The 22,016-nt window shown below is 65.0% G+C and carries 20 protein-coding genes and 1 tRNA gene; 18 read left to right on the plus strand and 3 right to left on the minus strand.

The features are described from left to right. Positions 1–33: 33 nt before the first annotated feature. The 5 genes from J2X62_RS06785 (at position 34) to J2X62_RS06805 (ending at position 6,066) form a co-directional block, all read left to right on the plus strand. Positions 34–762, plus strand: a complete 729-nt coding sequence (locus J2X62_RS06785; RefSeq protein ID WP_051364987.1) for a hypothetical protein — start codon at positions 34–36, stop codon at positions 760–762. Further along, complete coding sequence (locus tag J2X62_RS06790) at positions 759–2,873, plus strand: Rv1355c family protein (RefSeq protein ID WP_176458492.1); 2,115 nt, start codon at positions 759–761, stop codon at positions 2,871–2,873. Before J2X62_RS06785 ends, J2X62_RS06790 begins: the two co-directional genes overlap by 4 nt. Before the next feature lie 143 nt (positions 2,874–3,016). Then, positions 3,017–4,810 (plus strand): EAL domain-containing protein, encoded by a 1,794-nt coding sequence (locus tag J2X62_RS06795; protein ID WP_310178953.1) that lies wholly within the window; start codon positions 3,017–3,019, stop codon positions 4,808–4,810. Between the two features lie 19 nt (positions 4,811–4,829). Continuing rightward, positions 4,830–4,903: transfer RNA gene (locus tag J2X62_RS06800), tRNA-Gly, on the plus strand. 188 nt (positions 4,904–5,091) lie between these two features. Continuing rightward, entirely contained in the window at positions 5,092–6,066 is a 975-nt protein-coding gene (locus tag J2X62_RS06805) for an alpha/beta fold hydrolase (protein ID WP_310178956.1), read from the plus strand. 4 nt (positions 6,067–6,070) lie between these two features. On the opposite strand, the gene J2X62_RS06810 is transcribed toward J2X62_RS06805, so the two are convergent. After that, a complete protein-coding gene (locus J2X62_RS06810) occupies positions 6,071–7,258 on the minus strand; it encodes a CdaR family transcriptional regulator (RefSeq protein WP_032374827.1) in 1,188 nt (395 codons plus the stop codon). A 188-nt stretch (positions 7,259–7,446) separates the two neighbouring features. On the opposite strand from J2X62_RS06810, the gene J2X62_RS06815 reads away from it, so the two are divergent. The 5 genes from J2X62_RS06815 to J2X62_RS06835 all read left to right on the plus strand — a co-directional run bounded on the left by J2X62_RS06815 (position 7,447) and on the right by J2X62_RS06835 (position 12,889). Next, positions 7,447–9,171, plus strand: coding sequence for an aldehyde dehydrogenase family protein (locus J2X62_RS06815; protein ID WP_052057490.1), 1,725 nt, complete (start codon positions 7,447–7,449; stop codon positions 9,169–9,171). A 42-nt stretch (positions 9,172–9,213) separates the two neighbouring features. After that, the gene (locus J2X62_RS06820; RefSeq protein WP_310178960.1) at positions 9,214–10,800 is read left to right on the plus strand and encodes a GMC family oxidoreductase N-terminal domain-containing protein; all 1,587 of its coding nucleotides are present in this window, start codon (positions 9,214–9,216) and stop codon (positions 10,798–10,800) included. Positions 10,801–10,955: 155 nt separating this feature from the next. After that, positions 10,956–11,654, plus strand: a complete 699-nt coding sequence (locus J2X62_RS06825) for a hypothetical protein (protein ID WP_032367076.1) — start codon at positions 10,956–10,958, stop codon at positions 11,652–11,654. A gap of 102 nt (positions 11,655–11,756) precedes the next feature. Next, a complete protein-coding gene (locus J2X62_RS06830) occupies positions 11,757–12,227 on the plus strand; it encodes a hypothetical protein (RefSeq protein WP_027495403.1) in 471 nt (156 codons plus the stop codon). After that, positions 12,224–12,889 carry a methyltransferase domain-containing protein gene (locus J2X62_RS06835; RefSeq protein WP_032367078.1) on the plus strand — a complete coding sequence of 222 codons (666 nt, stop codon included), beginning with the start codon at positions 12,224–12,226 and terminating at the stop codon, positions 12,887–12,889. The genes J2X62_RS06830 and J2X62_RS06835 overlap by 4 nt, the downstream gene beginning before the upstream one ends. Here the strand turns inward: J2X62_RS06835 and J2X62_RS06840 are convergent. Then, positions 12,876–14,159 carry a hypothetical protein gene (locus J2X62_RS06840; protein WP_205912728.1) on the minus strand — a complete coding sequence of 428 codons (1,284 nt, stop codon included), beginning with the start codon at positions 14,157–14,159 and terminating at the stop codon, positions 12,876–12,878. The two genes, J2X62_RS06835 and J2X62_RS06840, sit on opposite strands and share 14 nt — an antisense overlap. Positions 14,160–14,271: 112 nt before the next feature. On the opposite strand from J2X62_RS06840, the gene J2X62_RS06845 reads away from it, so the two are divergent. From J2X62_RS06845 to J2X62_RS06865, 5 genes are all read left to right on the plus strand, one after another. Further along, positions 14,272–15,069 carry an S-methyl-5'-thioadenosine phosphorylase gene (locus J2X62_RS06845; RefSeq protein WP_310178969.1) on the plus strand — a complete coding sequence of 266 codons (798 nt, stop codon included), beginning with the start codon at positions 14,272–14,274 and terminating at the stop codon, positions 15,067–15,069. Further along, positions 15,066–16,124, plus strand: coding sequence for an NAD-dependent epimerase/dehydratase family protein (locus J2X62_RS06850; RefSeq protein ID WP_310178971.1), 1,059 nt, complete (start codon positions 15,066–15,068; stop codon positions 16,122–16,124). Before J2X62_RS06845 ends, J2X62_RS06850 begins: the two co-directional genes overlap by 4 nt. Beyond that, positions 16,078–16,770: a glycosyltransferase family 2 protein gene (locus tag J2X62_RS06855; RefSeq protein ID WP_310178975.1), complete on the plus strand. Its 693-nt coding sequence runs from the start codon at positions 16,078–16,080 to the stop codon at positions 16,768–16,770. Before J2X62_RS06850 ends, J2X62_RS06855 begins: the two co-directional genes overlap by 47 nt. Continuing rightward, a complete protein-coding gene (locus J2X62_RS06860) occupies positions 16,767–17,423 on the plus strand; it encodes a DUF2064 domain-containing protein (RefSeq protein ID WP_310178977.1) in 657 nt (218 codons plus the stop codon). The genes J2X62_RS06855 and J2X62_RS06860 overlap by 4 nt, the downstream gene beginning before the upstream one ends. A 174-nt stretch (positions 17,424–17,597) precedes the next feature. Continuing rightward, positions 17,598–17,759, plus strand: coding sequence for a hypothetical protein (locus J2X62_RS06865; protein ID WP_167328661.1), 162 nt, complete (start codon positions 17,598–17,600; stop codon positions 17,757–17,759). A gap of 5 nt (positions 17,760–17,764) precedes the next feature. On the opposite strand, the gene J2X62_RS06870 is transcribed toward J2X62_RS06865, so the two are convergent. Next, positions 17,765–18,199, minus strand: a complete 435-nt coding sequence (locus tag J2X62_RS06870; protein WP_032367083.1) for a MarR family winged helix-turn-helix transcriptional regulator — start codon at positions 18,197–18,199, stop codon at positions 17,765–17,767. A gap of 144 nt (positions 18,200–18,343) precedes the next feature. Between J2X62_RS06870 and J2X62_RS06875 the strand changes: the two genes are divergently transcribed. The 3 genes from J2X62_RS06875 (at position 18,344) to J2X62_RS06885 (ending at position 22,005) form a co-directional block, all read left to right on the plus strand. Continuing rightward, entirely contained in the window at positions 18,344–19,444 is a 1,101-nt protein-coding gene (locus J2X62_RS06875) for a DUF4185 domain-containing protein (protein ID WP_310178979.1), read from the plus strand. 22 nt (positions 19,445–19,466) lie between these two features. Beyond that, positions 19,467–20,090 carry a bifunctional 2-polyprenyl-6-hydroxyphenol methylase/3-demethylubiquinol 3-O-methyltransferase UbiG gene (locus J2X62_RS06880; RefSeq protein ID WP_201010114.1) on the plus strand — a complete coding sequence of 208 codons (624 nt, stop codon included), beginning with the start codon at positions 19,467–19,469 and terminating at the stop codon, positions 20,088–20,090. Between the two features lie 79 nt (positions 20,091–20,169). Beyond that, positions 20,170–22,005, plus strand: coding sequence for an acyl-CoA dehydrogenase (locus J2X62_RS06885; protein WP_032367086.1), 1,836 nt, complete (start codon positions 20,170–20,172; stop codon positions 22,003–22,005). Positions 22,006–22,016: the final 11 nt, after the last annotated feature.

Below are 22,016 nucleotides of genomic sequence, written 5' to 3' on the forward strand. Positions count from 1 at the left end.
ACATTCGGTGACACTCCCTCAGGAAGAGCCCCTATGTACATTCGACCCAAGCGCATTCGAATCGACGTTCCTTCGTACTTCGATCATCCCTCCCAGTGCCACATTCTGGCCACGACTCCCACCCGAAGTCCCGCTTTGTGGACGCAATTTCTCGACGGTGCCGAAGAAAGCTATCGACGCCACGACGTGACACCAGCGCTCGAGATATCGGCAATTCGCGACGGCGGGACCACCGCATTGTTCTTCGCCGCTCTCGACCGAACCGGAACGATCCTCGGCGGAGTTCGCGTTCAAGGGCCGTATTCTTCGGCCGATCAATCACACGCACTCGTCGAATTCGCCGCGCATCCCGAGGGCCGACACCGCGTTCGCGCGATGCTCGACAGCCGCATCGAGGACGGGGTCGTCGAGATCAAGTCGGCGTGGGTTGCCCCGGGAGCACCCCGAGGCCGCGCCGTCACCACCATGATCGCGCAGTCACCGGCGTACAGCACAGCACTGCTGGGCGCTCGTTACGCGCTGGCCACTGCCGCCTCCCACGTCCGCGCCGCGTGGCTGCGCACCGGAGCAGCGATCGCAACGCACATCGAACCGGTGCCCTACCCCGACGACCGATACCGAACCGAGGTGTTCTGGTGGGACCGAACGACTCTCGCGTTCGATGCCGAACTCGAGACGTGGCGGCGCATGAAACGCAACACGGTCTCGCTGCTCGCACAGCACGGCACGTCGAAGAACCTGCACTCGGCGGTGGCGTCGTGACGATTCCTATCACTGCCGAATACAGCTGGCAGCCTGTGATATTCGACGAGACGGTCGCCACACAGCGGGCCGCCCTGGACGAGCTACGGGGTGACACCTCGATCACCGTTCTCGACGAACGCGCCACCCAGCGAGCCGGACTGCATGCATTGTTGCCGAGCCCTGAGCAGAGCCTTCTCGACGAAAGCGACAGGTGGGTCTATTTCCCGTGGCGCAATACCGTCGTCGCCGTTCTCGGTCCGAATTCGTATCGGCACCTCCGACTGGACCGAAACAGAAACAAGATAACCCTCGAGGAACAGCAGAAATTGGGAGATCTCACGATCGGCGTCATCGGATTGAGCGTCGGACACGCCATTGCGCACACTCTCGCACTCGAGGGAATCTGCGGAACTCTTCGCCTCGCGGATTTCGACGAGATAGAACTGTCGAACCTCAACAGGATTCCGGCGTCGATCATCGATCTGGGTGTCAACAAAGCGATCGTCGCCGCCCGGCGAATCGCCGAAATAGATCCGTATCTGACGGTGGAGGTCTTTCGGAACGGGATCGACGAGACCACGATCGACGAGTTCTTCGACGGACTCGACCTGCTCGTCGAGGAATGCGACTCCCTCGACATCAAGGTCCGCGCACGAGAGGCGGCCAGGTCGCGTCGAATCCCCGTACTGATGGAGACCTCCGATCGAGGTCTGCTGGACGTCGAGCGATTCGACCTCGAACCACAGCGGCCGGTGTTTCACGGCGTACTCGGCGACATCGAGTCCGCCGGTCTGCACGGACTCGGAACCCGCGACAAGATTCCCATCGTGCTCGATCAGCTCGACGCCTCCCTGCTCTCGGCTCGGATGGCGGCCTCGATGGTGGAGGTGGGCGAAACGATCGAGACGTGGCCCCAGCTGGGCGGCGACGTCCAACTCGGGGGTGCCACCATCGCCGCGGCGGTCCGACGCTTCGGGACCGGAGCGCACCTACCGTCCGGCCGTATCCGCATCGATCTCGAGGTGCACCTCGACGGGCTGAACACGCCGGCCCCCACCCGCAGACAGGTCTCGGGTGATGCGGCCGGTCCGCAGAGCGTGGATTCCCGAGACTCGATACTCGAAGCGGCACGACGAGCGCCTTCCGGCGGAAACAGTCAGCCGTGGACCTTCTTCTCGAACGGCCGGACCTTCCGGGTCGACGTCGATCGATCCCGAACGTCCACCCTCGATATCGCGTACCGCGGCAGCTTCGTCGCTGTGGGCGCAGCCGGATTCAACGCGCGCGTGGCCGCCACCGCACAGGGCATGCTCGCCGGCATCGAGATCACCGACGAGGCGGTCGAGCTGTCGTTGCGCGACGGTACCGCCGGACCGATCACCGATCGATGCCTCCTCGACGCCGTGCTCACCCGATCCACGGACCGCGAGCTCGGGTCACCGTCGACGCTGGACGATGCGGTGGTCGCCGATCTCGTTGCGGCCGCAGCCGCCGAAGGCGGACGTGCCGTGCTGTTGACGACGCGCGAGTCCATCACCGCGGCAGCGGACATTCTCGCGGCCGCCGACCGGATTCGGTATCTCACGCCGCATCTGCACCGCGAGATGTTCTCCGAACTGCGCTGGGCAGGCGATCCGGACCCGGATCGGGGCATCGACGTCGCCAGCCTCGGCATCGACGCCGCAGACCTGTCCACGCTGGACATCATCGGGCGGCCCGACGTCATGGCGCTCGTGTCTGCCTGGAACGCAGGCGCTGCTCTGGCCACCGACATGCGCGATCGGGTATCGGCGAGCTCCGCGCTCGCGGTGATCGTGGTGCCCGGATCGACTCCGGCGCATTACATCCGGGGTGGATTTGCAACGGAGAACGTTTGGGTGACTTCACATCTGCACGCACTGGCAGTTCAACCCGTCTCACCACCGTTCCTCTACGCGCGCACGATGGACGAGCACCGAGAATTGTCTCCGACCCACGCAGAGACGTTGCAGCAGTTGAACTTCGAGCTGCGGACGTTGGCGGAACTGGACGAGGCCGAGTCGATCGCTCTGGTGTTGCGGCTCGGCACTGCGCCACGAGGCGCGATATACAGTCGCAGAGTCGCGGTTTCGGCGTCCTTACCGGGGTAGAGTCCGGCATAGACCAGGGGGAACAGTCCTGCACTGCGTCTACAGGAGCGGTTCACGAGACCGCGTCGACGAGAGGCGGGAGTAGGGCCCTGGAGAACAGTCGGACACTCGAGGTCCTCGTCACCGGCGTCGCCACCGAACTCATGGGCGTCGACGCGGCGACGGTGCGAGAAGCATACCTGTCGGTACTGCGTCAGCTCGTGGACTACCTCGGCATCGATTTCAGCTTTCTCCGGCACCACGATTTCGATGCCCGGGCAACCAGACTCACCGCGGAATGGCCACCGCGCCTGAGCGTGCCCGATCCCGACCCCCTGGCCGTCGTCTACTTCGACGAGGCCGACTCGGTCTTCGCGATGGCCGAAACACTGTCCGAACCGGCAGTGTTTCGGCCCGACCCGGAGCAGGAGGACTATCGCCGACGCGTCGAGACCGCCTCGGGATTGAGCGCCACCTCGATGGCCGTCGTGCCGCTGCTGCACTCCGAACGCACCACCGGGATTCTGGGCTTCATCAAAGTGGGAGACCGAAGTTGGTCCGAGGCAGAACTGAACGCCCTCAAAGCAATTGCTGCTCTGCTGTCGCAGTTGCAGGCGCGAGTCAGTGCCGAGGAACAGATCAGGTTCTCGGCCTTGCACGACGGTCTCACCTCACTCCCGAACCGCACCGCACTCACGCAGCACCTCCGTGACCGACTCGATCCGTCGATGCCCGGTCCGGTGGCGGTGTTGCACATCGACCTGGACCGCACCAAGGCGCTGAACGACTTTCTCGGACACCTCGCCGGCGACCAGTATCTCCAGGCTGTCGCCGAACGCCTGCAGGCGTTCGTCGACGAATCGGCGAGTCTCGCGGCCCGCCTGAGCGGCGACGAGTTCGTCGTGGTCCTGGCGGGCCCGTGCTCGCACCGCGTCGCCACCGACCGTGCCCGCACGATCGCCGAGTCGATACAGGCACCGGTCACTCTCGGTGTCGAGAGAATCGGTCGCAGCGCGAGCATCGGAATCGCCTTCGGCGTGCCCGGCACCCACACCGCCGACTCCCTGCTCCGACAAGCAGGGCAAGCCGCTCTGGTGGCCAAGCGTGCTGGTGGACATCACATCTCGCTGTTCACCGACGAGATGCACGCGCAATCCGAACTCCGCAACGACGTCGAGATCCATCTGCGTGACGCCATTGCAGGCGACTCGCTGACGTTGCACTTCCAACCCGAGGTCGACCTCGTCACCGGGCGCATCACTGCGGTGGAGGCACTGGTTCGGTGGCGTCACCCCACCCGCGGGCTGCTACCACCGTCGGCCTTCATTCCGGTGGCGGAGGAGACGAACCTCGCCGGCGAGCTCGGTCGGTGGGTTCTCGACCACGCGTGCCGGACCTTGGCGGCGTGGCAACGGGACATCCCCGGCCTCGACATCGTGATGCGCGTGAACATCTCGCCCGTACAGCTGGTCACCACCGGCTTTGCGGCCACCGTGGCGAGCGCCCTCGACGAATTCTCGATCGCGGGTTGCAACCTGTGCCTGGAGATCACCGAAGTGGCCGTCGTACAGGATCTTTCGCGTACTCGAGTGACGCTCCGAGAACTGCGGGACCTCGGTGTGCAGGTGGCCATCGACGACTTCGGTACCGGATACAGCTCGCTGTCACACCTCAAGGAGCTGCCCGTCGACGCGCTCAAGATCGACCGCGCGTTCGTCACCGACCTGGGATCGGGAGCGACCGACGACCTCGCGATCGTCCAGTCGATCATCGGGCTCGCGCACGCGTTCGGCCTGAGCATCATCGCCGAAGGCGTCGAAACCGAGAGTGCCAGGAGCACATTGGTGGCCTTGGGCTGCACCCGCGCTCAGGGCTACCTCTTCTCCGAACCGGTGCCGGCCGAGGACGCCCAGGCCCTGCTGCACGGTGTACGCATCGACGTCGGGCCACCCTGCTAATCTGGACGCCGCACCACACGCCGGTGTAGTTCATTGGTAGAACGCGACCTTCCCAAGGTTGAGAGGCGGGTTCGATTCCCGTCACCGGCTCCACGTTCCCCTTGTCGGCGGTAAACCCGTCTTTCGATCGATCCCTGCGTCTGCACCCTCGCCGTCACCGGTAGCTCGGTCGGCAATCGGCATGCGACACAAAAATCGCTACAGAACTATTGTTGTGACTTTTATGCGTTCATGTCCGAATTCGTAGGGACATTTCACAACTGCAGGAATACCGTGTGATCATGCGCGGACCACGCCGAAGTCTGATTCTTCTCGTCGTCGCACTCACCGCTGCACTGTCGGCCTTGTCGACCCAAGCGGCACCACTCGCACATGCCGGCCCACTCATGCCCATCGCCGCTGCACCGCCGCAACCCGACCACGCCGATGCCATTCGGTACGCGTCGACCAACCGCGACGCCGCCCCGCCCGGGGCCAACGACATGAGCTGCGTGCCCTCTGCCGAGCACCCCAATCCTGTCGTTCTCGTCCACGGCACCGACGCCACCGCCTACTCCGATTGGGCCGGCTTCTCACCCATCCTGCGCGCCGCAGGCTTCTGTGTCTTCGCGATCAATTACGGCACTTCACCGGACGGTAAGTCCAACGGCTACGGCGTCATCGAAGACAGTGCAGCACAACTGAAATCGATGACGGCGACCATCCTCGACGCGACCGGCGCCGCGGCGTTGGACGTGGTGGGCTACTCGCAGGGTGCTGCCGTCGCCCGATACTTCGTCAACCGGCTCGGCGGGGCCGATGTCGTCGACCGATGGGTGGGAATCGCGTCACCGACCTACGGCGGCACCATGTACGGAGTCGCCCCCGTCGTACAAGCCGTGCCCGGCGCGACCGGTCTGGTAGCCGACGAATTCGGCCCTGGCCTCGCCCAGTTGATGGCCGGATCGGACTTTCTCGAAAACCTCAACGCCGGCGGCGACACCGTCCCCGGCGTCGACTACACCTCGATCGCCACCAAGGTAGACGAGGTCATTCAGCCATATACCAATGCGCTGCTGCGAGATCCGGGAGCGCACAACATCGTGATCCAGGACGTGTGCCCCGACACCGAGGTCGCCCACTTCACCTTCACCTACGACCCGACTGCGCTGCGTCTGGCGCTCAACGCACTCGACCCCGCGAATGCGCGTCAGCCGTCCTGCGTTCCGGTACCGCTGGGAACGGGAATCCTCGACGTCGTGCTGGCCAGCCACTGACCCGTCAGGTCAGTAGCTGATGGGCTCGAAGCCCGACATAGAGTTCGGCGGCCTGCACGGGATCACGGAAGTCGCGACCGGTGAGTTCGGCGATACGTCGCAATCGGTACAACACCGTATTGCGGTGGTAGTGCAGCTGTTCCGCGGCGTCCTTGGTGGAGCCACCGCACGAGAACCACGCATCGAGAGTGGCGAGCAGACTCGTCCGCTCGGCGCGGGGCAACGCCAACAGATCGCCGAGGATCTGACGAGCCGCGATACGGCCGGATTTCGGGTCGCGCGCGAGCAGTAACGGCACCGGGACCGAGTCGTAGCGCACCGGCGTCGACGGCACAGAATCGGGAAAGCTGCACGACCGGGCCAGACGGGCCTGCCCCACGGCGTCACCGATTCCCGACGGCGACCGGAACACCGAACTGACACCGATCCGCCCCGGGCACAGTTCTCCGAAAGTGGCCAGTGCCGTATCGATGTCGGATTCCCGAGCGGCACAGAACAATCCGATGCTGCCGTCCACCTCGGCATCCCACACCGACTCGGTTCCCGCGGCCCGCAACCGAGCGACGACGCCTTCGATACCGAGTCCCGTCGACGAGGGTTCCTGGGATACCACCGCAAAAAAGCCGCGATCCGGAATTCGGAACGCACGCAGGGCATCCGCCGCCGCGGCCGGATTCGCGGCGTGATCGGCGAACAGCACCCGAATCAGCCGGCCGCGGGCTTCGGCGCTCTCGCGGGCTCGCATATCGGCGCTCTCTCGATACGCCTCGGCCGCCTCGTCGGAATACACGTCGACCAATGCCCACACCTGCGCCGCCATGTCCAGCAGCGCGTGGCTGGCCCGGCCGTGCGAACGCACCATCAACTCGTCCCAGACCAGCCGACCACCGAGCCGGAACGCGTGCAGCAATGCCGCCAGCGGTACACCTTGCTCGGCCTTGAGCCTGCCCGCCTGCTGCGCCGACTCGAGCCGAACCGGCGCGCGCCCGGACAGCTTGCCCAACATCGAGGCCAGATTGCTGCGAGATGCTTCGTGGAGTTGATCCGCGGTGAGCAGCGTCGCCTCCAGATACGCGTGCTCGGCTCCCAGGATGCGCCGGACCAGTTCGCTCGCCAGCTCGTCGACGTCGTCGAGCATCGCCGCCGCCAGCTCGGTCGGTGACGGATGCAGAACGGACTCGGTGGTGGTCATGACTGAACCATAGCCCGGCCGATGTAAGCCACACCACACCCAAACTGTGCGACGGCACAATCCGCTGCGCTCGATTGACAGCGGCGGCCCATAGCCTGCCGCCCCGAATGCGACCAGAATCACACTCGAAGCCGTGTATCCGAACGACGAGTGGAGACGAAAAGTTGACCAGCGAAGTCACCCCGCATCTGCAGCCTGTACCGACGAACGGACCGGACGCCTCCCAGGCGGTCGATACCGCTCTTGCCGACCTCGACGCAGGCGAACAGACCTGGGGCAGGCTCGGCCTGGCCGACCGCCGGGCGCTGCTCGAGCGCATGCACGCCCTCACCACGACGCATGCGCAGGAGTGGGTCACCGCCGCCGCGTCGGTCAAGGGCCTCGACCCCTCGTCCAACCTGCTCGGTGAGGAATGGCTCTCCGGCCCGTACTCGCTTCTCGGCGGTCTCGGCACGCTCGCGCACACCCTCTCCGCGCTCGAGGCAGGCGGCAGCCCGCTGGCCGGAGCGAAGTTCGGAACAGCCCCGGGCGGACGAACGACCGTATCGGTGTTGCCGCTCAACAACTTCGAGAAGCTACTGCTCAACGGCTTCAGTGCCGAGGTATGGCTCCGGCCGGGAATCGACCGTGCCACCGCACAGCGCACCGCAGGCCTCGCCCAACTCGACCCGACGCGCACCGCGGGCGTCGGCGTCGTCCTGGGCGCGGGCAACATCACCTCGATCGCCCCGCTCGACGCCCTGTACGAACTGATCGCCTTCAACCGCGTCGTCGCGCTCAAGCTCAACCCCATCATGGACCCACTGCTGCCGGTCTTCGAGAAGATCCTCGCCCCACTGGTGGACATCGGCGCGCTGCGTCTGCTCACCGGTGGAGCCGACGTCGGCACCTACCTGGTCAACCACGATCGCGTCGACCACGTCCATATGACGGGCAGCGCAATCACCCACGACGCCATCGTCTTCGGCCCGGGACCCGACGGTGCCGCCCGTAAGGCGGCGAACCGGCCGATCCTGACCAAGGAGATCTCCAGTGAACTCGGTGGCGTCTCGCCCACCATCGTGTTGCCGGGCGAGTGGAGCCGCGCGGACATCGAGTTCCAAGCCGAACACGTAGCCACCCAGCGACTGCACAACAGCGGATACAACTGTGTCGCTTCGCAGGTCGTCGTGCTGTCCTCGGAATGGAAGCAGCGCGACGAGTTCATCGCAGCCCTGCGCGCCGCACTCGACCGGGCACCGGCCCGCGCCCCCTACTACCCGGGCAGCGACAGACGCGTGTCCGACGCCACCGCCACGTACCCGTCGGCCGAACGGCTCGGCGACGGCGGTGGCCGTGTGCTCATCACCGACCTCGATCCGGGCGAGTACGCACCGCTCCTGCAGACCGAGTACTTCGCACCCGTGATGGGCGTCATCGAGTTGCCCTACAGCGGAGCAGCATTCGCCGCCAAGGCCGTCCAGACGGCCAACGAGGAGTTCACCGGCACCCTCGGCATCAACATCATCGGCACGCCGAGCACCATCAAGGAACTCGGTGAGAAGTTCGACTCCATGCTTGCAGACCTGCGGTACGGCACCATCGCCGTCAATGCCTGGACCGCCCTCGGATTCCTCACCGCATCGGCAACCTGGGGCGCGTTCCCCGGCCATACCGTCGACGATGTGCAGAGCGGAATCGGCATCGTGCACAACGCATTACTGATCGACGGTGCCGAACGAACCGTGGTACGCGGACCCTTCCGCCCACTGTCGAGGTCGCTGATCAGCGGAGAGATGTCCATCTCCCCCAAGCCGCCGTGGTTCGTCACCAACAAAACCGCAGCATCGACCGGGAAACTGCTCACCGCATTCGCCGGAGCACCGTCCTGGACCAAACTCCCGGCAATATTCGCCTCCGCCCTGCGCGGCTGAGCAGCGTCCAACGACAGCTGCCGACGAACCCTGAGGACAATCATGAGCACACGGAACACAACCGCCGACTACATCGTCGTGGGCGCGGGCTCGGCCGGCGCAGTGGTGGCCAACCGGCTCAGCGCCGATCCCCGCAACAGCGTGATCCTGCTCGAGGCAGGCCCGGAAGACAAGAACAAGTTCGCCCACATCCCCGCGGCCTTCTCCAAACTCTTTCGTACCGAGGTCGATTGGGACTACCTCACCGAACCGCAGCCGGGGCTACGCGACCGCAGCATCTACTGGCCGCGCGGCAAGATGCTCGGCGGCTCCTCGTCGATGAACGCCATGATGTGGGTACGCGGATTCGCCGCCGACTACGACGAGTGGGCGGCCAACTCCGACGACTCGTGGTCATTCCGCAACCTCGTCGGATACTTCCGCAAGATCGAGAACATCGAGGGCACAACAGAACTGGACGCCGGAACCGGCGGGCCACTGATCGTGTCCCACCAGCGCAGCTCACGCCCGCTCACCTCGTCCTTCCTCTCCGCCGTCGAGGAAGCCGGCTACTCGGTGGAAACCCCCAACCTGCCCGAACCCACGGGCTTCAGCCGCACCATGGTCAACCAGAAACGCGGCGCCCGCTGGAGCACCGCCGACGCCTACCTTCGCCCGGCGAAGAAGCGCACCAACCTCACCGTCCTCACCGAGGCACAGGCCACCCGGGTTCTCTTCGAGGGCAGCGCCGCCGTCGGCGTCGAATACACCTCCGACGGCGTCACCCATACGGTGCGCGCACACAAGGAAGTCGTTCTGTCCGGCGGAGCCATCAACACACCGCAGCTGCTGATGCTCTCCGGCATCGGAGACAAGGAGCAGCTCGCAGCCCACGGCATCGCCGTCCGGCACCACTCGCCGGACGTCGGGCAGAACCTTCTCGACCACCTGGCTGCCCTCATCGGATGGAAGACCGAGAAGGACTCCCTGTTCCATGCCGAGAAGATTCCCGAGCTCATCAACTATCTCGCGCGCCGACGCGGCATGCTCACCTCCAACGTCGCGGAGGCATACGGCTTCATCCGGAGCCGCGAAGATCTGCCGCTGCCGGACCTCGAACTCATCTTCGGCCCGGCCCCGTTCTTCGACGAAGGCCTGATCGCCGCCGACGCGCACGCCGCGGTCATCGGCACAGTCCTGCTGCAACCCAAGAGCCGAGGCGAGATCACGCTCCGGTCCGCCGACCCCCTGGCCAAGCCCATCGTCGAGCCGCGTTACCTCAGCGACCCCGACGGCATGGACCGCAAGGCCATGATCGAGGGACTGCGCGTATGCGTCGCGCTGTCGGAGACCCCGTCCCTGAAGGGCCAGCTCGGGGACGTCGTACGCCCCAGGGTGGCGTCGAACATCTCCCCGGCGGATCTACTCACCGAGGCCCTGGAGCAGAACGCGCACACTCTGTACCACCCGGTGGGCACCGCGCGGATGGGCAACGATGCCGGCAGCGTCGTCGATGCCGCGCTGCGGGTTCGGGGTGTCGACCGACTCCGGGTCGCCGACGCATCGATCATGCCCAGCATCATCCGCGGCCACACCCATGCACCGTCGGTGATCATCGGCGAACGAGCCGCGGATCTGATCCTGGGCTGAGCCGAACGTGAACATGTCTGGTTTGACCGTTCACACCGTGGGGTAACAGGTCGGCACCGCTTCAATGCAGGCATCGCGATGAAGACCCATCCGATCGGCAAGCAGCGCCGAATAACCCACAACGCTCGAGAGACGAGCACGGAAGGTTGACCGACATGTTCACTGTTCGTAAAGCTTTGGCCGCCACCGCAATCGGTGCACTCACCATCGTCCCGCTCGCCGCGTGCTCCAGCGACGACGCATCCAGCACCACCGACGCAGCCACCTCCTCGGAATCGTCGGCCATGGAGACCACCGAGAGCACCCCCGAGCCCGCAGCCGAGGTCGCCGACCTCAGCAACGGCGTCGACACCGCAGTTGCTCTCGACCCCGGCTTCCTGGGCGCACTGACCACCCTCGGCCTCACGCCGGGCGTAGTCGGAACCGCAACTCTCGCAGACGGTTCCATTCGCTTCCCGATCACCGGTGGCGACGTCAAGTACTGGGAGCCCGGCACGGTCGACCCCTACGTGCAGGGCGAGATCAACCACGACGGCAGCGGATTGTCGCTGACCGCAGGCGAGACCGTGGTCGAGCTGACCAACTTCGACATCGACCCGGGCACGTCGCTGCTCACCGGTGACGTCACGGTCAACGGCGAAGAGGCTGCTGCCGACGCCGTGCTGTTCGACCTCGACGGCCGCACCCTGCAGCCGTTGGCAACCGGCCCCGAGAACACCGCCATCCTGCAGGGCACGCAGGTGAAGATCTCGGAGACCGCAGCCGGACTGCTCAACGACACGTTCAAGACCGACGCTGTCACCCCGGGACTGCTCGTCGGCGTTGCGACCATCACGGTCAAGACCGCCGCATAATCAGCTCCTGAACCCGTGCGCGGGCAGTCACCGACGACGTCGGTGCTGCTCGCGCTCTGGTGCTTTCACAGACGTTTCGTAAAACGCGACAGGGGACCGGGAATGAGAGCCTTCCGACGGATATACGGTGGCCACCCTCTGCATGCCGTCGGCCTGCTGCTCTCTTTCGCGCTGGTCGGCTACGTCGTCCACATCGCCGGGCCGAAAACGTTGTGGAACAGCGACATCTGGTGGCATTCCATCGCCGTCTGGTTCTTCGGATCGGTACTGCTGCACGACGCGGTCCTGTTCCCGCTGTACTCGGCGGCCGATCGCCTTCTCACCGGGCTCGGACGACTACAGCTGACCGTCTCGCCCATCAACTACATTCGCGTCCCGGCCCTCGGCACAGCGCTGACGTTCTTGATGTTCTTCCCCGGAATACTGTCCCAGGGCGCGGAGACCTATCGTGCGGCAACAGGTTTGACCCAAGACCCCTTCTTGGAACGATGGCTGGTTCTGACAACGGTGTTGTTCGCCGCCAGCGCCGTCGTCTACTTCATTCGCTTCACCGTGGTACGGAGCCGAACATGAGCGTCACCGCAGACACCCTTTTCCACCGCGCCGCCGCTGGATTGCCTTGCTGGATCGGCGATTCCGACGGCTCGAGAGAACGTCTGCCCACGGCCCGCTGGATGGGCGGAAGCGCATCCTCGGAAGAGGATCGCCGAGCCGACCACGCCATGATCAGCCGATGTACCGGGTCCACCATCGATCTCGGATGCGGACCCGGCCGGCTGACCGAAGCTCTTGCCCGACGAGGACTCTCGGCGCTCGGCGTCGACACGTCGAAGGCTGCCGTCGACCTGACCATCGGCCGCGGCGGAAACGCCGTTCTCCGTGACCTCTTCGAGCCTCTGCCCGGCACCGGCACGTGGTCGTGTGTGCTGCTCGCCGACGGCAACATCGGCATCGGCGGGGATCCGGTGCGCCTGCTACGCCGAGCCGCCGATCTGCTGGCACCACACGGAGCCATCATCGCCGAGGTGGACGAACCGAGTGACTCCGGGATTCGGCACCGCACCGTCCGCTGGGAAACCGACACCATGGTCGGCGACTGGTTCGCCTGGTCGAGTGTCAGCGCCGACGCCACCGCCGACCTCGCCCGCGCCGCCGGCTTGCAGATGGTGGACGTGGCTCCGATCGACGGCCGCTGGTTCGCGCAGATGACTCCGGCTCCGCTCACCAATTCGTGAACAGCAGATGATTGACGGCCAAGGCCCCGATCACCTGCAGCGCCAACCAGAATCGATGTGTTCGACGCGGCAGCACCGCCGGGGCGATCAACATCCACATCGCGAACGGCAGCCAGATTCGCTCCGTCTCCGCTTTGCTCAGCTGACTCAGATCGGCCATCACCACCGCCGCGAGGCCGCCGAGCACCAACAGGTTGATCGGCTGCACCCGCGCGGCGATGCGTGGGAACGCCGCGGGCACAGCGATGCCGAGCGCGCAGAACAGTGCAGCGAAGTTCGCCCAGCCCCAGTACTCGAACGGACGATCCTTGGCGATGCCCTGGTAGTACCGCTCCTGCACCAGCTCGTACCCGTCGTACCACCAGAATCCGTACGCCGTGAAGATCCCAGCAACGAGCAGGGCACCGATCACCGCGCCGAGGAACGGCAGAACCTTTCGGCCCGCTATCAGCACCGCGACCGCCGGCAGACCCATCAACACCAGGCCGTAGTTCAAATAGATTCCGAACCCGAGAAGCACTCCCGCACCGATGGATGCGGGCCACAGCCAGCGCTTCGTCGAGACCGCCAGCAGCGCGATACCCCACGCCGCGACCCCGGCATAGAACGCGTCGGCGGAGACGGCGATCCAGATCGCTGCCGGTGCGATCGCCACGAACGGTGCTGCGCGCCTGGCCATGTCCTCGTCGCCCAGAACACCCAGCGTGAGAACCACAGCAACTGCGGCACTGGTTCCCACCAACACGCACAGCGTTGCCGCCCAGGCCCCGCCGCTCAAACCGAGACGGTCGAGCCAGACGAACGTCAGCAGCGCACCGGGCGGATGGCCCGAGACGTGAGTGGTCCACGAATCCGCCTGGTAATCCAGAATGCGCTCGGAGAATCCGCGCAGTGTCGCGGGGATGTCGGTGATGCCGGGCACCTCGTGCAGGTACTCGTCCGTCGAGGCCAACCGGTCGACGAACCCACGCTTCCAACCGTCGACCATCGCCAGCGCCATCGTCCACGCCGCCGACGCACCCCAGACGACGAACAACAGCCGCGTCCAGGACAGGCGTCGAGCCACGGTCGGTCCCCACAGCACGGTCGCCACCGCGATGAGGACGGCGAACGGCGTTCCCCATCCGACATGAACCTCACGAAAACCGAACAGCGGTGCGGCGTCGGCGAAATCGCGCACCTGCTGCGGTGTTCTGTTGATGATCGGGGTGACGATCTCGTTGCCCAGATACGGAACGACGAACGCGACGGCAACGAGCACGACGGCCAGCGCACCGGCGACGGCTTCTCTCCAGTAACGGATAGTGTTTTCTCCCTGCGGACTTGAAGACGAACACGGTTTCGGACCAGCATATCGACCGACGGTGATGGAGGATGGGTAGATGAACACGCAAGCGGGGTTACAGGCCGAGATCGCGGTGATCGGCGGCAGTGGCTTCTACTCGTTCTTCGCCGACGACGCCGAAGAGATCGAGCTGGACACGCCCTACGGATCACCGAGCGCACCGATCACCGTCGGCGAGGTGGAAGGACGACGAGTTGCCTTTCTACCTCGACACGGCCGCGCTCACGAATACTCGCCGCACACCCTGCCGTATCGGGCCAACATGTGGGCGCTGCGCATGCTCGGTGTCAGCCGCGTGTTCGCCCCGTGTGCCGTGGGATCGTTGGTGGCCGAATACGGTCCGGGAACCGTCGTGATTCCGGATCAACTCGTCGATCGGACGTCCGGCCGTACCCAGACCTACTTCGACAACGGCGGCATCCACGTCGAATTCGCCGATCCCTACTGCGGGGAGCTGCGCAGCGCGGCCGTCCAGGGGTCCGCGGTCGACGGCGGTGTCATGGTGGTCGTCGAGGGTCCCCGGTTCTCCACTCGCGCCGAGAGCAAGTGGTTCGCGCGCCAAGGTTGGACACTGGTGAACATGACCGGTCATCCCGAAGCCGTCCTGGCCCGCGAACTCGAACTCTGTTACGCGCCGATAGCGTTGGTGACCGACCTCGACGCCGGGATCGAATCCGGTCAGGGAGTCAAAGCAGTGGACGTGTTCGCCGAATTCCAGAAGAACATCGAACCGCTCAAGGCGCTCGTCCGATCCGCAGTGCGCGACGCGCCGACCGGCGAGTGCCCCCACTGTCGGGTGCACGCCGGAGTCACACTGCCGGTCGAGCTGCCATGACTCGCGTACTGCTCACCGGCGCAGCCGGATTCATCGGGGGCCACATCCTCGACGCAGCGCGCGACACCGATTTCGAGATGGTCGCCGTCGACGCCATGTTGGGTTCGGCCCACGGACCCGGCGCGACAGCCGAGGGCATCACCGATCTGGATGTGCGAGACAAGGATTCACTCGTCGAAGCGCTACGCGGTGTGGATGTCGTGTGCCATCAGGCTGCTGTCGTCGGCGCAGGCGTCGACGCCGCGGACGCGCCGGCATACGCCAGCCACAACGACTTCGGAACCGCAGTCCTGCTCGCGGCGATGTACGAGGCAGGGTGTTCCCGCCTGGTACTGGCATCGTCGATGGTGGTCTACGGCGAAGGGCGCTACCTCAATTCCTCCGGCGAGACCGTCGTCCCGCGACCGCGTACCCGAGCCGATCTGGACGCCGGACTGTTCGACAACCGAGACCCTGCGTCCGGCGAGCCACTCGATTGGCTACTGGTCGAGGAGGATTCACCGCTGCAACCGCGCAGCACCTACGCAGCGAGCAAACTGGCGCAGGAGAACTACGCCTCGGCGTGGGCACTGTCGACCGGTGGTTCCGTCGTCGCGCTGCGCTACCACAACGTGTACGGCCCGCACATGCCGCGCAACACCCCGTATTCCGGTGTGGCGGCAATGTTCCGGTCCTCGCTCGAACTCGGGAAGCCGCCCACGGTCTACGAGGACGGCAAGCAAGCCCGCGATTTCGTCCACGTGCACGACGTGGCAGCAGCGAACATCGCGTCCATCTCCGCCGAACTGGACGGCTTCACCGCGCTCAACGTGTGCTCGGGTCATCCGATCACCATCGGGGAGGTGGCGTCCGTTCTCGCCGACGCCAGGGGTGGACCAGCCCCCGAGGTCACCGGCCAGTACCGAGCCGGGGACGTACGGCACATCGTCGCCAGTCCGCAGTTGGCAGAAGAGGTTCTGGGATTTCGCGCGCAGATCCTGCCGCAGGACGGTCTCACCGCGTTCGCCGATGCACCGTTGCGCGACGCCGAGGGAACGGGCCCACCCCGTGTCTGAGCCCGGATCGGTCACCGTCGTCATTCCCTGCATGAACGAAGCCGAATCGCTTCCGGCCGTGCTGGATTCGATCCCGCCGGGATATCGAACGATCGTCGTGGACAACAATTCGACCGACGCCACCGCCGCGGTGGCAGCCGCCCACGGCGCGGCAGTGGTAGCGGAAACCGTGCCTGGATACGGAGCCGCCGTGCACGCGGGCGTCCTCGCCGCCGACACCGATATCGTCTGCGTGCTCGACGGAGACGGCTCGATGGACCCACGCGACCTACCCATCCTGGTGGCTGCACTGGACAGCGCAGACCTGGCCGTCGGCCGTCGCCGGCCCGCCAAGGGAAGTTCCCCGCTGCACGCAAAAATAGGCAATGCCGTTCTGTCTCTTCGACTTCGGACCAAGTACAACTTGCCCGTACATGACCTCGGTGCCATCCGAGCGGTCCGCCGACAAGCACTACTCGACCTCGATGTCACCGACCGACGCTCCGGCTACCCGCTGCAGCTGCTCGTGCTCGCGGCCGAGGCCGGCTGGACCGTCGTCGAACACGACGTGGACTACCGACCACGAACCGCAGGCACGTCCAAGGTCTCGGGCTCGGTCCGCGGCACCATCGTGGCCGTGCGCGACTTCTGGAAGGTGCTCTCGTGACCGTCACCGCCCTCGTCGTGGCCAAAGCGCCCGTTCCAGGACTTGCCAAGACTCGTCTCGCCGCCACGATCGGCGACGCGGCCGCCGCCGAGGTGGCAGCTGCCGCACTGCTGGACACCCTCGACGCCGTCGCGGCAGCGGACGTCGACCACCGCGTCGTGGCCCTCACCGGCCATCTTCACGACGCGGCCCGCGCCGAGGAACTCACCCGAGCCCTCGCGTCGTTCACCGTGATCCCGCAGCGCGGCGACGGACTGGGCGAACGGCTGGCGAATGCGCACGCCGACGCCGCACCCGCGGGTGCGGTACTTCAGATCGGAATGGACACCCCGCAGGTCACCGGGCGACTGCTCAGCGACGCAGCCGCGCTGCTGGCCGACACCGATCTACTCGGTGCCGCCGAGGACGGCGGTTGGTGGATCCTGGGTCTACGGAATCCTGCTCAGGCCCGGGCATTGCTGAACGTACCGATGTCAGCACCGTCGACGGGCGACGACACTCTGGTGGCACTGACCGCTGCGGGTGCCGAGGTCACCATGGTGTCGCAATTGCGAGATGTGGATTTCGAGTCCGATCTCGATGTGGTGTCGAATATGTGCACACCGAACAGTCGCTTTCGCCGAGTCGTCGAACAATTACGCAAAACTCATTGATTTTTGTTTTCGAGAAGGACACGAAAACAATCCGTCGGGTCTCTACATCTGTTGGGGAACAAGAAGCTTCACTTTGTCGCATTTGCCGGACCGCACGCGATGTATATCGAACAGCAACACTTCATAACCACCGTTTCACGGCGATTTCTCAGACATCAGTGCTACAAAGTGTCCATGACCGGGTTGCTGATAGGCGTAGTCGTCTGGATGGTGTGCGCTGCAATAGTCGCCACCGTCCTCGGCCGCGTCGCGCACCGAGGAGATTCCGAGGAACTCGGATCCACCATCGAGTGGAATATCGACGGTCTCGATCGCGAAGTTCAACACGAGAACTGACGGTCTCAGTCGACTCGATCGACCAATTCGATCAGGATTGCCGACGCTGCGGCCAACGTTTCCCGCTGCCGAGCCGACAACTCGTCCAACTGTTCGGCGAGAGCGATTTCGCGAGACGCCACTTCGTCGCGAGCAGTCGCAACGCCCGCCTCGGTCAACTGCAGCACCACCTGCCTGCCGTCGGTCGGGTGCGGCTCACGGACAATCAGGCCGGCCTCGACCAACTGATGCGACGACCGCGACACCGACGGCGGCTTGATTCGCTCCCGGGAAGCCAGTTCACCGGTCGTCATCGGACCCTCACGAAGCAACGTCGTCAGAATCGACAACTGAGCCACCGGCAACCGGTCGCTCGAATGCCGCAGACGCAGTCTCCGATTCAGCCGCATCGCACTGACGGACAGATCCCGCGCCAGTTGGGAATCGGGTAGATCACTCACGGTGTCCAGATTACGACACGGAGGTGCATTCGCCCGATTCGCGAAACCAGGCTCGAGTCGATTTACCCCACCTATAACAAACCGCTGCTATGGTTCCGAGGTGTTATCGGGGAAACACCATGAAACGGGGCAATTTTGCCACGCGTGGGATCCAGAGTCCTGACAGTCGCAGCACTGACGGTGACCGCATCGGTGCTGGTCACAGGACCAACGGCCCTCGCCGACCCCAACGCGATCAACCCCATCGCCGGTCTCAACGGAACATTTGGATTACCGCAACTGCACGGCCGCGCACAGGCCGTCGCCCAGGTGACCGGAATGTCGAGCCCGAACATGACCCAGAACGTCAACATGATCGGCACCGACCTCGGCATCATGTGGGACAACGGCCGAGGCGAGGTCCTGACCGCCTTCGGCGACACCGCAGGCGTCGGCGTCCCCAACCTCCTGCAAGGCAGCCTCTGGTCCTGGCGCAGCAACGCCATCGTCCGCAGCAACGACCGAAACCTCGCCGACGGCATGAACTTCGACAGTGTCGTCAAGGACGCCGTCGGACAAACCAAAGAAGTCGTCCCCAGCCCCAAGATCCCCTTCGTCGAAATCAGCCGAATCCCCACCGCCGGAGTCGCCGTGGGCGACACCCAGTACCTCAACCTCATGTCGGTCAAGAACTGGGGGCCCGCAGGTACCTGGGACACCAACTTCTCCGGCCTCGCCGCCTCGACCGACAACGGAGAAAACTGGGCCGCACTACCCGAGACCCACAGGCCGAGCGCCGGCGGAGATCGAAACTTCCAGCAAAGCGCCTACCTGAAGGACAACGGATACGTCTACCAGTACGGCACACCGCCGGGTCGCTCCACACTCGGCCACGTCGCTCGCGTCAGAGATGCGGACATCAGAAGGCTCGGCGAATACGAATATTGGACGGGTAAGGAGTGGAAGAAGGGCGATCCCGCTGCGGCCGCACCCATCGTCGACGGCGTCGGCGAACTGTCGGTTGCATACAACGCCGCTGTGGGCCAGTACCTGATGATGACCACCGACAACGCCAATTCCATTGTGCTGCGGCGTTCCTCATCGCCCGTCGGACCGTGCAGCCCACCCGAGGTACTGGTCGACACTCGCGAGATCAGCTCGATCTACGCCCCGTACATCCACCCGTTCTCGACGGGCCGCGACCTCTACTTCTTGGCGACGGTGTTCCAGAACTACAACGTGCTGTTGCTGCGGGCCACGCTGTAGCAGTTCCCATTAGGCTTCCGGCGTGGACGCTGCCGAATGGGATCGCAAATACGAACGCCGAGAACTCGTCTACGGCGAGGCTCCGAACGCGACGTTGGTCGAAGTCGCGACGACAATCCCGCGCGGTCGAGCCCTCGATCTGGCGGCCGGCCAAGGGCGCAACGCCATCTGGCTCGCGACGCGCGGCTGGACCGTGGACGCCGTCGACTTCTCGTCGGTGGCATTGACGCGGGCGAGTCGAGTGGCCGAGTCGGCCCCGCGGTCGGTGCGCGAGCGCCTGACCTGGATACACGCCGATGTGACGAAGCTGGCAACCGAGCCCAACTATGACCTGGTGCTCATGTTCTACCTCCATTTGCCCCCGGACGAGCGACGCCGAGCCGTGTCGGCTGCGATGTCCGCGTTGAAACCTGATGGAATCCTCATGATTCTCGGCCATCACTCGTCGAACATCACCGACGGTGTCGGCGGTCCACAGGAGCCCGAGATCCTGTACACGCCAGAGGATCTGGCGTCGGACGTCGGGGACCGACTCACTGTCACCACGGCCGAGAACCGGTATCGAGACGTGACCGGCGGCACAGCGATCGACGCTCTATTACTGGCGAGTAGGTCCGCCCTTGGCAGCGGAACCGATCGGGGGTAATATCCGTTAAGTTACCGACGAGTAGCTAACTTGGGCGGTACTCACGAGACCGCACCACCGACTGGAGAGCGAACGAGCAATGGGCCATTACAAGAGCAACCTCCGGGACCTCGAATTCAATCTCTTCGAGCTGTTCGGACTCGACGAGACCCTCGAGGGCGACAACTTCGGCGACATGGACGGTGAAGTAGCCCGTGACATGCTGCGCGAGGTAGTACGCCTGGCCGAGGGCCCCCTGGCGGAATCCTTCGCGGACGCCGACCGCAACCCCCCGGTCTTCGATCCCGAGACCCACAGCCTGAAGCTGCCCGAATCCTTCAAGAAGTCCTACAAGGCCCTCGCCGACGGTGAGTGGTGGCGCGTCGGCCTCGACGAAGAGGTCGGCGGCATGGCAGCGCCTCGTAACCTCCTGTGGGGCATCAACGAGATGCTCCTCGGCTCGCAGCCCGCCGCCTTCATGTACTCCGCAGGCCCCGGCTTCGCAAACATCCTGTACCACAACGGAACCGACGAGCAGAAGGAATGGGCCAAGGTCGCCGTCGAGCGCCAGTGGGGTGCCACCATGGTCCTCACCGAGCCCGACGCCGGATCCGACGTCGGCGCAGGACGCACAAAGGCGATCAAGCAGGACGACGGCTCCTGGCACATCGAGGGCGTCAAGCGCTTCATCACCTCGGCCGTCTCCGACGACCTCTTCGAGAACATCTTCCACCTCGTGCTCGCACGCCCCGAAGGTGCCGGACCGGGCACCAAGGGTCTGAGCCTGTTCTTCGTTCCATCCATCCTCTTCGACTTCGAGAAGGGTGAACTGGGAGAGCGCAACGGCGCCTTCGTCACCGGCGTCGAGCACAAGATGGGCCTCAAGGCCTCCGCCACCTGTGAGCTCACCTTCGGTGGCCACGGCGTCCCCGCCAAGGGCTGGCTCGTCGGCGAGGTCCACAAGGGCATCGCGCAGATGTTCGACGTCATCGAGCACGCTCGAATGATGGTGGGCACCAAGGCAATCGGTACCCTCTCCACCGGCTACCTCAACGCACTCGAGTACGCCAAGGAACGCGTCCAGGGCGCCGACCTGACGCAGATGACCGACAAGACCGCACCGCGCGTCACCATCACGCACCACCCCGACGTGCGCCGCAGCCTCATGATGCAGAAGGCGTACTCCGAGGGCCTGCGCGCGGTGTACCTCTACACCGCCGCACACCAGGACCCGATCACCGCCAAGCAGGTCTCGGACGCCGACGAAGACATCGCCTACCGCGTCAACGACCTGCTGCTGCCCATCGTCAAGGGCGTCGGCTCGGAGATCGCCTACCAGGTGCTCGCCGAATCGCTGCAGACCTTCGGTGGCTCCGGCTTCCTGCAGGACTACCCCGTCGAGCAGTACATCCGCGACGCCAAGATCGACTCGCTGTACGAGGGCACCACCGCCATCCAGGCGCAGGACTTCTTCTTCCGCAAGATCGCCCGCGACCGCGGCGTAGCACTGGCTCACGTTGCCGGACAGATCAAGTCGTTCATCGACAGCGAAGCAGGCAACGGACGCCTCAAGGCCGAGCGCGCACTGCTCGCCACCGCCCTCGAGGACGTCCAGGCCATCGTCACCTCGATGACCCAGCACCTCATGGGCGCCCAGGACCAGCCCACCGAGCTGTACAAGGTCGGCCTGGCATCGGTGCGCTTCCTCATGGGCTTCGGCGACCTGCTCATCGGCTGGCTGCTGCTGCGTCAGTCCGAAATCGCCATCACCGCACTGGACAACGGCGCAGAGGGCAAGGACAAGGCGTTCTACGAGGGCAAGATCGCAGTGGCCTCGTTCTTCGCCAAGAACATCCTGCCGCAGCTCACCGCCACGCGCGCCATCCTCACCAACATCGACAACGACATCATGGAACTGGACGAAGCAGCATTCTGATTCCCTGAAAC

Source organism: Rhodococcus sp. 3258, assembly GCF_031456475.1.
GTDB lineage: Bacteria > Actinomycetota > Actinomycetes > Mycobacteriales > Mycobacteriaceae > Rhodococcoides > Rhodococcoides fascians.

Excerpts from the sequence above, each read along its gene's own strand:
- J2X62_RS06830 (WP_027495403.1), top strand. The coding sequence starts at position 11,757 with ATGAGAGCCTTCCGACGGATATACGGTGGCCACCCTCTGCATGCCGTC.
- J2X62_RS06885 (WP_032367086.1), top strand. The coding sequence starts at position 20,170 with ATGGGCCATTACAAGAGCAACCTCCGGGACCTCGAATTCAATCTCTTC.
- J2X62_RS06835 (WP_032367078.1), top strand. The coding sequence starts at position 12,224 with ATGAGCGTCACCGCAGACACCCTTTTCCACCGCGCCGCCGCTGGATTG.
- J2X62_RS06820 (WP_310178960.1), top strand. The coding sequence starts at position 9,214 with ATGAGCACACGGAACACAACCGCCGACTACATCGTCGTGGGCGCGGGC.
- J2X62_RS06825 (WP_032367076.1), top strand. The coding sequence starts at position 10,956 with ATGTTCACTGTTCGTAAAGCTTTGGCCGCCACCGCAATCGGTGCACTC.
- J2X62_RS06795 (WP_310178953.1), top strand. The coding sequence starts at position 3,017 with ATGGGCGTCGACGCGGCGACGGTGCGAGAAGCATACCTGTCGGTACTG.
- J2X62_RS06865 (WP_167328661.1), top strand. The coding sequence starts at position 17,598 with ATGACCGGGTTGCTGATAGGCGTAGTCGTCTGGATGGTGTGCGCTGCA.
- J2X62_RS06810 (WP_032374827.1), bottom strand. The coding sequence starts at position 7,258 with ATGACCACCACCGAGTCCGTTCTGCATCCGTCACCGACCGAGCTGGCG.
- J2X62_RS06805 (WP_310178956.1), top strand. The coding sequence starts at position 5,092 with ATGCGCGGACCACGCCGAAGTCTGATTCTTCTCGTCGTCGCACTCACC.
- J2X62_RS06855 (WP_310178975.1), top strand. The coding sequence starts at position 16,078 with ATGCACCGTTGCGCGACGCCGAGGGAACGGGCCCACCCCGTGTCTGAG.
- J2X62_RS06785 (WP_051364987.1), top strand. The coding sequence starts at position 34 with ATGTACATTCGACCCAAGCGCATTCGAATCGACGTTCCTTCGTACTTC.
- J2X62_RS06850 (WP_310178971.1), top strand. The coding sequence starts at position 15,066 with ATGACTCGCGTACTGCTCACCGGCGCAGCCGGATTCATCGGGGGCCAC.
- J2X62_RS06845 (WP_310178969.1), top strand. The coding sequence starts at position 14,272 with ATGAACACGCAAGCGGGGTTACAGGCCGAGATCGCGGTGATCGGCGGC.